Source organism: Streptomyces pluripotens (genome assembly GCF_000802245.2).
In the GTDB taxonomy this organism is placed as follows: Bacteria; Actinomycetota; Actinomycetes; order Streptomycetales; family Streptomycetaceae; genus Streptomyces; species Streptomyces pluripotens.
The window spans coordinates 6,562,524-6,573,087 of sequence record NZ_CP021080.1 but is presented as its reverse complement, the minus strand read 5'-3'; the positions used below and the strand labels follow the sequence as shown (position 1 = coordinate 6,573,087).

The 10,564-nt window shown below is 69.5% G+C and carries 14 protein-coding genes; 8 read left to right on the top strand and 6 right to left on the bottom strand.

Translation table 11 applies throughout. The annotated features are described in order from the left end of the window. Positions 1-28: 28 nt before the first annotated feature. Entirely contained in the window at positions 29-904 is an 876-nt protein-coding gene (locus LK06_RS29175; RefSeq protein ID WP_052269714.1) for an AfsR/SARP family transcriptional regulator, read from the bottom strand. Between the two features lie 606 nt (positions 905-1,510). On the opposite strand from LK06_RS29175, the gene LK06_RS29170 reads away from it, so the two are divergent. Together LK06_RS29170 and LK06_RS29165 are read left to right on the top strand one after the other, a co-directional pair. Next, positions 1,511-3,502 carry an FAD/NAD(P)-binding protein gene (locus LK06_RS29170; RefSeq protein WP_043407507.1) on the top strand — a complete coding sequence of 664 codons (1,992 nt, stop codon included), beginning with the start codon at positions 1,511-1,513 and terminating at the stop codon, positions 3,500-3,502. Next, positions 3,499-4,974 carry a nitrosuccinate lyase gene (locus tag LK06_RS29165; protein WP_078859051.1) on the top strand — a complete coding sequence of 492 codons (1,476 nt, stop codon included), beginning with the start codon at positions 3,499-3,501 and terminating at the stop codon, positions 4,972-4,974. Before LK06_RS29170 ends, LK06_RS29165 begins: the two co-directional genes overlap by 4 nt. A gap of 98 nt (positions 4,975-5,072) precedes the next feature. Here the strand turns inward: LK06_RS29165 and LK06_RS29160 are convergent, their stop codons facing one another. Then, positions 5,073-5,360 (bottom strand): IS3 family transposase, encoded by a 288-nt coding sequence (locus LK06_RS29160; protein ID WP_159025350.1) that lies wholly within the window; start codon positions 5,358-5,360, stop codon positions 5,073-5,075. A gap of 30 nt (positions 5,361-5,390) precedes the next feature. After that, entirely contained in the window at positions 5,391-5,708 is a 318-nt protein-coding gene (locus LK06_RS32840) for a transposase (protein WP_043435223.1), read from the bottom strand. Between LK06_RS32840 and LK06_RS35380 the strand changes: the two genes are divergently transcribed. Beyond that, entirely contained in the window at positions 5,595-6,026 is a 432-nt protein-coding gene (locus LK06_RS35380) for a group II intron maturase-specific domain-containing protein (RefSeq protein WP_107430831.1), read from the top strand. The two genes, LK06_RS32840 and LK06_RS35380, sit on opposite strands and share 114 nt — an antisense overlap. Positions 6,027-6,167: 141 nt before the next feature. Then, positions 6,168-6,359, top strand: coding sequence for a helix-turn-helix domain-containing protein (locus LK06_RS29150; RefSeq protein WP_043435205.1), 192 nt, complete (start codon positions 6,168-6,170; stop codon positions 6,357-6,359). 71 nt (positions 6,360-6,430) lie between these two features. On the opposite strand, the gene LK06_RS29145 is transcribed toward LK06_RS29150, so the two are convergent. After that, positions 6,431-6,937, bottom strand: coding sequence for a hypothetical protein (locus tag LK06_RS29145; RefSeq protein ID WP_043435201.1), 507 nt, complete (start codon positions 6,935-6,937; stop codon positions 6,431-6,433). A gap of 835 nt (positions 6,938-7,772) precedes the next feature. Between LK06_RS29145 and LK06_RS33525 the strand changes: the two genes are divergently transcribed. Beyond that, positions 7,773-8,117, top strand: coding sequence for a hypothetical protein (locus LK06_RS33525; RefSeq protein ID WP_159025349.1), 345 nt, complete (start codon positions 7,773-7,775; stop codon positions 8,115-8,117). A gap of 20 nt (positions 8,118-8,137) precedes the next feature. On the opposite strand, the gene LK06_RS33520 is transcribed toward LK06_RS33525, so the two are convergent. Further along, on the bottom strand, positions 8,138-8,305 hold the full coding sequence (locus LK06_RS33520; protein ID WP_159025348.1) for a hypothetical protein: 168 nt from the start codon (positions 8,303-8,305) through the stop codon (positions 8,138-8,140). Positions 8,306-8,648: 343 nt separating this feature from the next. On the opposite strand from LK06_RS33520, the gene LK06_RS29135 reads away from it, so the two are divergent. Beyond that, complete coding sequence (locus tag LK06_RS29135) at positions 8,649-8,996, top strand: response regulator transcription factor (protein WP_052319044.1); 348 nt, start codon at positions 8,649-8,651, stop codon at positions 8,994-8,996. A gap of 41 nt (positions 8,997-9,037) precedes the next feature. Here the strand turns inward: LK06_RS29135 and LK06_RS29130 are convergent, their stop codons facing one another. After that, entirely contained in the window at positions 9,038-9,523 is a 486-nt protein-coding gene (locus LK06_RS29130) for a DUF3515 family protein (protein ID WP_043435198.1), read from the bottom strand. A 197-nt stretch (positions 9,524-9,720) separates the two neighbouring features. Here LK06_RS29130 and LK06_RS34965 point away from each other — a divergent pair, with 197 nt between their 5' ends. Both LK06_RS34965 and LK06_RS35375 read left to right on the top strand, forming a co-directional pair. Then, positions 9,721-9,855, top strand: a complete 135-nt coding sequence (locus LK06_RS34965) for a hypothetical protein (protein ID WP_267894079.1) — start codon at positions 9,721-9,723, stop codon at positions 9,853-9,855. Between the two features lie 9 nt (positions 9,856-9,864). Beyond that, entirely contained in the window at positions 9,865-10,230 is a 366-nt protein-coding gene (locus tag LK06_RS35375; protein ID WP_078859058.1) for an RICIN domain-containing protein, read from the top strand. Positions 10,231-10,564 lie beyond the last annotated feature (334 nt).

Here is a 10,564-nt window from a genome sequence, read left to right as displayed (position 1 = left end):
CCGGTACACGTAATCAAATGCCTCTCGTTCAGCTTGCCGCCGAAGGAGTAAATGTCTGGGGGGTGTGTGAGTTCAGAATTTTCAGCTGGAGTTGCTGCAATGGATAACCTGGCTCAATTCCGATGTCATCCACCAGACGGGCTCGAAGCCGGGTGAACACCTCCAGTGCCCGAGCCCGGCGCCCGTTGAGCGCGAGGACGCGCATGTACTGGGCGTGCAATCCCTCGTGATAGGGGTGCTCATTAGTCAGTGATGCGAGTTCGGCAATGACCTTCTGGTGCAGCCCGGCCTCGATCCGTGCTTCGACCAAGGCTTCCACCGCGTCCAGCCGCGACTCCTCCAGATGCAGACGACGTGATTCCAGGACCGACCCGGCCGGCACGTCGGACAAGGCACTGCCGTGCCACAGGCGCAGCGCCTTCTCCAGCAGCCGGATACCGGTACGACCGTCACCGCCTCGCAGTTTCGTCCGGCCCTGGTCGGCCAGTTGGATGAACTCCAGCCAGTCCAGACGCATTCCGGCGCTCTGCAGGCTGTAGCCGCCGGCCCGGGTGACGAGCATGTCCTGCGCGACTCGGGCAGGCTCCCGGTCTGCCACCTGGGACAATAGTTTGCGGATGTTGAGGACGTATGTCTGCAGGGTGCGCAGACCGCTCGCGGGAGGATGGTCGGACCACAGCTCCCGCATCAGCGCAGGGGCGGGAACCACTTGTTCGGGGTGCAGGCATAGCATCGCCAGCACGGTGCGTATTTTCGGAGCGAGCCGCACGGGATCGCCCGCTTCATCGGCCCCGATGCGCAGGGGCCCGAGCAGCCCGCAGTACATCGAAACCGGACCTTGGGACTCCGCCGGCAGACGGGTGCTTTCGTATACCCGGTCCGACGAAAGCATGGTGAGGCGCACTGGTTCCCCCTTGGCAGTTCGACGACGGGAAAATGCGGTTTCGCGTGTTCCCCTCCGGTAGCTACCAACATACGTGAACACTCTTGCGTAACCAGACTGAAATCAAGCCCGTATGGCCACTTCTCGCTCTTGAATCGGCCTACGCCGCTAGTGTGCGGGATTCATCTGTGGCACAAGTGGCGGGTTCACGTCCTCGGCACACCGCCATGGGCACCGGCACGCATTTGCCTGCCGGGCCCGGCCAAACGGGTCTCCCGGTATCTCCTGGCAGACACACCGCATCACCGCTCAGGCAGGCTCCCGCTTCGACCGCTTTACCAACCGTTTCTTGAGCTCCATTTGCGAGGCTCACTGCACCCCTGCTTCGAGCCAACCGACGCGCCGGTCGGCCTTGGGCACGGGGTTCCCTGCACCTCGCCCACCGGACGGGGCCCGATGGCGGCAGCCACGCCGCCGGGCCCCACCGTCCCGCTCGGCCGGATCGTCGGCCAAGCGGACACGACACCTTCCGCCGCTCCGCTCGCTCGCTCGGTCTCCGGGCTCCGGACCGCCCCGGGCGAACGAGCAACGGCCTTCCCGGGCTGCAACCCCTTGGGGGAGATTCTTGTGAGCACTGCACCGCTCGTCGTCTGCATCGTCGGTGCCGGACCCCGCGGCCTCTCGGTGCTGGAACGGCTGTGCGCGAACGAACGCCAGCGCCCCTCGCACCCGTCCGTCACGGTCCACCTGGTCGACCCCGCCCGGCCGGGAGCAGGCCAGGTCTGGCGGACCGACCAGCCCCGCGAACTGCTGATGAACACCGTCGCCTCCCAGGTGACCCTCTACACCGACTCCTCCGTCGACATCGAGGGCCCGATCGAGCCCGGCCCCAGCCTGTACACCTGGGCGCGGCACCTGGGCGCGCTGAGCGAACTGGAGCGGATCCTGGGTGGCCATGACGACGTGACCCTGTCCGAGGCGGCCGCGCTGGGCCCCGACGACTATCCGACGAGGGCGCTGTACGGCAGCTATCTCGAGGACGCGTTCCGGGAGGTGGTCACCGCCGCCCCGGAGCACGTCAACGTCACCGTGCACCGCAGCCTCGCCACAGCACTCGACGGGACATCCGGGTCAAACGGACAGGACCCGCTGTCCGTGGCACTGGCCGACGGCACCCGGCTCGACGGGCTGGACTCGGTTGTCCTCGCCCTCGGCCACGTGCCGTCCCGCAAGCAGCCCGGGATCGCCCGCACGGCGAAGGCCGCCGGCCTGCCCCACCTCCTGCCGGCCAATCCAGCGGACACGGACACATCGTTCATCGCTGCGGAGCAGCCGGTTCTCCTACGCGGTCTGGGCCTGAACTTCTTCGACCACATGGCACTGCTCACGGTCGGCAGGGGCGGTTCCTTCGACCGGAACGGCGAGCGGCTGCGCTACCGGCGGTCCGGCCGCGAACCCCGGCTGATCGCCGGTTCCCGACGCGGAATCCCCTACCACGCCAGGGGCGAGAACCAGAAGGGAGCCCACGGCCGGCACACGCCGAGGGTGCTGACCCAGGAGGTCATCGACGACCTGGCCGAACTGCGCAAGGACGGTTTCCGCCTCGACTTCTCCACCACCGTGTGGCCCCTGGTGGCCACGGAAGTGGAAAGCGTCTACTACGAAACGCTGCTCACTGCACAAGGACGCCACCGAGACGCTCAGCGCCTGGTCGAGGCCTTCCTCGTCGCCCCCGACGAGAAGGCGCGGGCCGCGGTGGCACTCGGCCACGGCGTCGCCGCGAGCGACCTGTGGCGCTGGGATCATGTCGAACGCCCCTACGGTGACCGGCGTTTCACGAACCACGCCGACTTCCGCGCCTGGCTCCTGGACTACCTCCGGCAGGACATCCGGCGGGCCGGAGGCGGCAATCTGGGCGACCCGCACAAGGCCGCCCTGGATGTTCTGCGCGACCTGCGCAACGAGATCCGGCTGGTGGTCGACCACGCCGGTCTCGACGGCGACTCCCACCGGGACGAACTCGAGGGCTGGTACACCGGCTTGAACGCCTTCCTGTCGATCGGTCCCCCGGTGAGCCGGATCGAGGAGATGGTCGCCCTGATGGAGGCCGGTGTCCTCGACGTGGTGGGGCCCGGACTGACGATCGCGGTCGATCACGAAGACTCCGCGTTCGTCGCGGAATCCACCGCCGTGCCCGGCGCGAGGTTCCGCGCGGCGGTCCTGATAGAGGCCCGGCTGCCCGACGCCGACCTGCGGCAGACCGCAGCTCCACTGCTGCGGCACATGCTGGACGCCGGTCAGTGCCGTACCTTCCGCATCCCGGCCGCCTGCGGGCGGACCTACGAGACCGGAGGTCTCGACGTCACCGAACGGCCGTACCGCGTGGTCGACGCGCACGGGCGGGCACATCCCCGGGTGTTCGGCTTCGGTGTACCCACCGAAGCCGTGCACTGGGTGACGGCCGCGGGCACCCGGCCCGGTGTCAACTCGGTCACCCTCGTCGACTCCGACGCCATCGCACGCGCCGTGCTGGCCCTGCCTTCGCTGGGCCGCCAGACCCTGCCGGCTCCGCGGCACGACGCCGCGTCCTCGGGACAGCTCACGGAGGTCACAGCATGAACGTCCCCGCCTCGCCCGACTCCGGGCTGCTGTCACCCGTGCGTGCCGGCACTCCCGTCGAGGCGGCGGTCGGTGACAGCGCCTGGTTGCAGGCCATGCTGGACGCCGAAGCGGCACTGGCCCGTGCCCAGGCCCGGATCGGTGTCCTGCCCGAAGCGGCCGCGAAGGCCATCACGGTGGCCGCGCGAGCGGACGGCATTGACCTCACGGCGGTCGCCCGCGGCGCTCGCGAGACCGCAAACCCGGTGGTGGGACTCGTCGCCGCACTGACCGATGCGGTGGCCGCGCACGACCCGACGGCAGCCGAGTACGTGCACCGCGGATCCACCAGTCAGGACGTGTTCGACACCGCGGCCATGCTCGTCGCGCACCGGGCTCTCGGCCTCATGCACGCCGACCTGGCACGGGCCGCACAGTTGCTCGCGTCCCTGGCGGTGCGTCACCGCGACACCGCGATGGCCGGCCGCACACTGGCCCTGCACGCCGTCCCCACGACGTTCGGGCTCAAAGCAGCCGGCTGGCGCTCGCTCATCCTGGACGCGCTCGAACGGATCACCCGGCTGCGCTCGCACGGGCTGCCCTTCGCGTTGGGGGGCGCGGCGGGCACCCTGGCCGGTTACGTCCAGTACGCCTGCCTGGACAGGACGGGCACACAGGACTCCTTCGACCGGAAGAACTTCCTGGGCCGCTTCCTCGATGCCTACGCCGAGGAAACCGGGCTGTCCGTCCCCTCGCTGCCCTGGCACGCCCTGCGCACGCCGATCGCCGATCTCGCGGCGGCGCTGTCCTTCACCACCGGCGCGCTCGGCAAGATCGCGGTGGACGTGCAGTGCCTGGCCCGGACCGAAGTGGCGGAAGTCGCCGAGCCCAGGGCGGCAGGAAGAGGTGCCTCCTCCGCGATGCCGCACAAGAGCAACCCGGTACTCGCCACCCTCATGCGCAGCGCCGCACTGCAAGTACCCGTCATGGCAGCCGGCCTGACCCAGTGCCTGGCCGCGGAGGACGAACGCTCGGCCGGAGCCTGGCATGCCGAGTGGCAGCTTCTCCGTGAGTGCATGCGGCTGGCCGGAGGCGCCACCCACACCGCGGTCGAGCTGATCGAGGGCATCGAGGTGCACCCCAAGCAGATGCGCACCAACCTCGATCTGACGGGCGGACAGATCGTCTCCGAGCGCATCGCGGCGGTCCTCGCACCGCGCCTCGGCAAGCGAGCCGCCCGCCGACTGCTCACCGAGGCCTCACAGGAAGCGCATCGCACCGGGCTTCCCCTGCAGACCGTCCTGGCCGGCCTGCCGGAACTGAGCCAGGTCCTGCCGGTCCACGAACTGCCCGGGTTGTTCGACCCCACCCGATACACCGGCCTCGCCGACGTCCTGGTGGACGCGGCCGTCGAAGCACCCGTCGAAGCACCCCGAACGCCCGGAACCAGCGTACGGAACACGGACGGCGGACAAACCGGCCCCGGCCGGTGATCGCTCGCCGCGCTCCCTGTCGCGCCCGACCGGCGTCACCCTGTCGCGCCCGACCGGAGTCACCCGTGACGCCGGTCGGGGACCGCGGCCCGGCCTGGTCAGCCCCGGCGCCTTCGGATCTCGCGTCCGGCCATGAGCCTGGCGACAGTGTTCACCGACACCTTCCAGCCCTGGCGCACGAGCGTGATCCATGCCTTCGGGGAGCCATACGTGCCGCCCGACTCATCGAAGATCTTCCGGATCGCGTCGGCCGGCTTCCCGCGCCGCACCTCGCGAGCGGTGACGGGCTGGTTGCGCCACCTGTAGAACCAGGACTCGCTCACACCCAGCGCACGGCACTTCAGGGTGTGCAGAGTGTCCTGCTCGGCCTTGCAGTCGCTGATCACCCCCGGCCACCTGGGCCGGGTCCGCCGCAGCTACTTCACCCACAAGGCCATGCAGCGTTTGAAGACATCACGTTCCATCTCCAGCTCGCTTATCCGCTTGTTCTTCTCGCTCATCTCCCGCCGCAGCCGCTCCGACTCGGCGCGCTCGGTGTCCCGCAGCCGGCCGCCCGAGGCAGCGGGCGCGGGCCGGTCGGAGGAGGCCGAGCCGTTGCGCCGCCACCGCGACACCCAGCTGTGCAGCGTTCCGGAGTAAACACCGAGCTCCTCGGCGACCTCCGGGATCGACCAGCCCGTCTCGATCACAATGCGTACAGCATCCTCACGGAGCGGACCTACAGAAACACCCAGAACCAGAGTCTGGCCCAGCTCCTGACCGGGCTGAACCGGACCCTGAGAGAGTGGGCGCACTACTTCCACCACGGCTCGGCGAAGCGGTCCTTCGACACGGTCGACCACCACACGTGGCACCGTGTTGCGATCTGGATCCGCCGTAAACACAGCATCCCCAGCAGCCAGTTGAAGAGATTCTGTGATCAGGGGTGGCGGTTCGCCGACGGCGAGATCACGTTCCTCGGCGCATCCAGTGTCGTGATCGAACGCTATCGCTACCGCGGGGCACGTATCCCGACTCCGTGGACCATCGACTCGGCAGCCGGAACGGGCTGACCGCAGGGCAAGACACATGGAGAGCCGGATGCGTGGAGACACGCACGTCCGGATCGGGTCGGCGGCTCGGGGAAACGGAACGACGGCAACGTCGTCACCGCGCCCTGAACCGACCGCACAGGGACAGAGGTTCGCACTCGTGTGGGCCGCAGATGGATCCTGCTCGGCGCGCCCGCGGCACAGCGCAACGGCGGCCTGCCCCCTCAGGAGCACGAGCTGGTGCGGCTGTTGGCGTCCGGCGCGAAGGACGACGCGATCGCCCGCGCGCTGGGGATCGGGTTGCGCACCGAGCGCCGCATGGTTGCCGAGTTGATCGAGCGCATCGGTACGTGAAGTCGCTTCGAGTTCGGTGTGAAGGCGGTCCGGGCGGGCTGGCTCTGACGAGGGGATCGCGACCGCCCTCGTCAGGCGTCAGGCCCGCGGCTCAGGATCCATGCGCCCGCTGCGCGCACCTGGTAGTGGCCCGGTCCGGGCCAGGTGAAGCCGATGTCGGAGTCGGCCCTGCCCTTGGCGGAGGTGGCCCATTCGGCGAGCCTGCCGTCGAGCACCTGGAGGACGACGTCCCCCCTGCCTCGGTGGCGCGCCATGCCCGGCCCGGCCTCGCCCTGGTAGTGCACGACGTCGAAACCCTGCCCGGCAATGTGCACGTCGAACGCGGGAATCGCATCGGGGCCCTCGACCTCGGCCTGCCAGCGCTCCCGGGCGCCCCGGAACTCGGTCCGGAAGCCCACCTCCGTCCGGCCCTTGGACCGGCCCAGGGGGATCCGGGCAACCACCGGGCCGTCGGTACCGTGCAGTTGGTAGCCGCGCGGTCGGCGTCCCTGCGGCTGGTCCACCAGCACCGTGACGTGCGCCGGGCGTTCCGTGCGGAACACCAGCACGGCCGGACCGTTCGACGCGGGCAGGTTCACCCCTGCGTCCGGCGTCGCCCTTCCCGGACACCACCCGTCCCGCCCGGCCACCGGTCCGCTCGGGCCTGCTCAGTGGCACGGCCGCACGGCCGCGCGAGGTGTCCGCCGGCGTCCCGGACCGCGACCCCGTCCGGGCCCGCCCCTTCGGGATGACCGGTCCCCGGTTCTCGGCGATGCGCAGCCCGTCGGCGGCGCACACGGCGACCTCGCGCGCGGCTCCGCCGTCCGGCGCCCAGCGCACCCGGGTGGTGGACGGTCCGTGGCGCGGGTCGAAGAAGCAGAGCGGCAGCCGCTCAGGCAGCGGAACGCCCGTGAGCCGGGCGTCCAGGCGGGCCAGCGCGTGGCGGCCCTCGTCCAGCGCACGCAGCACGCCGCCGGCGCCGGTACGCCCCCGGTTCCCGTCGAAGGCATGCTTGGCCTCCTCGTAGGCGTCCAGGGCACGGGCCAGGTCCGCGCGCATCTCGTCCGTGGCACCCCGCTGCCTCGGGGAGAAGGAGTGCCGGTCGAGGGCCTCTCCGTAGGCCGTGATCTCCGCCTCGATCGCCGCGATTTCGGCCGCGCGTTGCCGCCCCCGCCCGCCGAGCGGTCCACGTCCCAGCCTCCACCTCAGCACCATGGTTTCATGATGCCGCAGCGTGCGCGATCACGGCGCAGCCCCTCGGTGAGCCGGTCGGCGGTCGTCGCGGAGTCCGGGTCGAAGAGCCGCTGGATCACGAGGTCGTTGAGGAGCGGCTGGTAGAAGCGGCCCTCAGTGTCGACGGTCTCCGCGTCAAGGTCGGCCTCCGGGACGCCGCTGACGCTCCCGCCGAGCTCCGTCCTCTGCTGCCGCTGGCCGATGACCCATCCACGCGCGCCGTCCTGTTCCGCCAGGCCCGCGACCGCTTCGCCGACCAACTCCGCCTGCCCCGGCCAGACCGGCCGTATCGGCCCGCCCCCGGACCTGGACACCGACGAGGACTACGCCCGGATCCTGACCATCCACATCGCCGCCCTGGCCGCCGTCGACGCCCACCTGCACCACGAGAGCACCCCCACCAACCCGGCCCACGCCTCCGCCTACCTCCTCAAACGCGAACACGCCCACTGGAGCGCCCTGCACCGACGCAAACTCGATCCGCTGTCCACCGCCCCGGACGCGCCTCACTGCGGGAGCGGTGGGCAGCCATCGCCCCGGAGCTGACCGCACGTCGCCGCGGTCGGCTACGAGGCCGGCACCGGGCGGCTCACCGTGTGCCAGCCGCGCCGCCCGTTCTCCTCCTCGAACACCCAGGGCACCACCGAGACCTCGTCACGCTGCCGCAGCAGCCCCTCGATCCGCTCCCGCTGCTCCTCCGGTGTGAAGAAGGCGTCCGGCCAACCGGCTCCCACAGCGCGAGGTGCTCCCGGTTGACCGCGTACGCCTCCGCCAGCGCCTCCGCGTCCCGGGCACCGAGCGGCCGCAGCATCACGCGATCTGCCCGTTGTCGATGTTCATCCCCCCGCCCTGAAGGCCGGGTGACCGGTTCTGGAGTGCGTGACCTTGCGGCTGCCCCTTCGAACATCTTCGCAAAAGCCACGTGATTTTCGGCCAATGCACTGGTCGCGCACGTACGTTACGCAACCGGCAAGGGCATGCAGGTCGTAAGAACTCACGGGTAAGTTGGCCGCTGGCCGCCGCCACAACCGGGCCACGGGGGTCTGCTGGGAATTGCGGCGTCCGGAGGGGACCAGAATGACCAACTGGGGCGGCACGACAGGCACCACCTGCCCGTACCGGCGAACCGGCCACAGCCCGGAACCCGGCATCCGGCGGCTGGAAGCCCTGACGGATCGAGAAAGGGAGGTTCTCCTGCTGCTGGGAACAGGCGTCGGCAATCGTGAACTGTCGAGGGAATTGGGCATCGCCGAACGCACGGTGAAGGCACACATCTCACACATCGTGGCGAAGCTGGGGCAGCAGACGCGAACACAGGTCGCGATCGTCTCCGCCTTGGCCCACAACGCACTGTGCGACGAGCCGTCATGCTCCCGGCACCTCGCTCCGATCGCGAGCCGAGGGCAGAAGCCGACGATCGCGTAAGGAGCCGGGCCCGCGCGTCTTGCGAGCGGGCCCGGCACAAGTCACTGGGTATCCAAGCACCGGCCGGTCCTTCGGATTCCCTCCACTAGAGGAGACAGTTCCAGGATCGCTTCATCCGTCCGCACCCCCTGTACGCGGATGGCGACTTGCGTGGCCGGCATTCGACCGAACGTCACGATGACCTTGCGATCCGGGGTCGACTGCCGCTCGTCGAGCACCCAGTCGACCCCGTTCGCCTCGAAACACGGGTCCGCCGTCGCCGTCGGGCTCGCGACACCGCAGCGCAGGATCACATCCTGGTCGCCCCACACCACTACGCCGTCGAGTCCGACGGACCGGCGTTCCTTGCCCGCCAGCTGTCCAGGCGCCTTCCCGGTCAGTTCCCGGCAGTGCGCGTCTCCCGCATGCGCGGCAGCCGTCAGGCCCCGTGCCGGATCGTCCAGCAGCTGAGCCGTCACCCCGCCACCCACGGCTAGGACCACGATGCCTGCGACGACACCAAGGGCGAGGCGGCGTGAGAGCTTCATGGTTGGAAGTCGACCCCCTGTGAGCACAGCGATACGAGGGCCACCGTAGGGCACCGAATCAGGCGACTCCACACTGGGTACGACCAGCCTCCCTTTAGGGCAATGCCCTATCAGACACCTCCCTAACGGACGTCGCGGACATGGGTAGTTCGCGTCTACGTTCATTGCTCGCCATGTCACTCGAACGGGGAGGACCAATGCGTAAAGCAGCCGGATCACTGCTGCTCACCGCAGTCGCGGCCGGAACGATGACCGGTCTCGCCGCGCCGTCGGCCGATGCCGCGCCGCAGGCCAAGGACCCCTACGCCCATGTTCGTCTGGAGCGCGTCTGAGCGGCTCACATATGCCTCTCCACGGGAGGCAGCACGAAGCAGAACGCTCAGCTCACCGTCGGCAAGTGTTCCAGCGACAAGTCGCAGCGCTGGACCCTCCACCGGATCTACAAGAACGACTCGCTGTTCACCATCACGAACGACAAGTCGGGAAAGTGCCTGAACGTCGACAAGAAGAGCCGGATCGTCCAGTACACCTGCCACTCCACCTGGAAGGCGCAGCGCTGGGGACTGGGCGGCTCCCTCATCTGGAGTAAAGCCCACAACGGCAAGGTCATCGCATCGAACTCGACGAAGGCCGGCTCCCACCCCTACCTGGAGAAGGCCGGGAGCTCCAACCCGGCTCGTGGGCGCCAGGAGTGGGGCCTGTCCTGACCCACGGGGGCGGCTTCCGAGCAACGGTCCGGACGTCTCGGAAGCCGCCCCCTCGTGCGCGCTGACAAGACCTCACCCAGGCGGTGACGCGGCTGGGCTGAGGCGACCACTTCTCTCCAAGGAAGCAATCCGTGAACGTCAACCGCACAATGCCGCGCTGGAGCGCGGCAAACGTGCTGCCCGTAGCCCTCCTCGCCGAGGCGGTGGCCCCAACGGGGCCACCGCCTCCCGCGCCGGGAAAGGCCGGCGGGCGACCCCGAACACGTGAACACGCTTTCCGAGCCTCCCGCCCCATCCTCCCCATGGCAGTCCGTAGCAGGGTGACATCCTCATC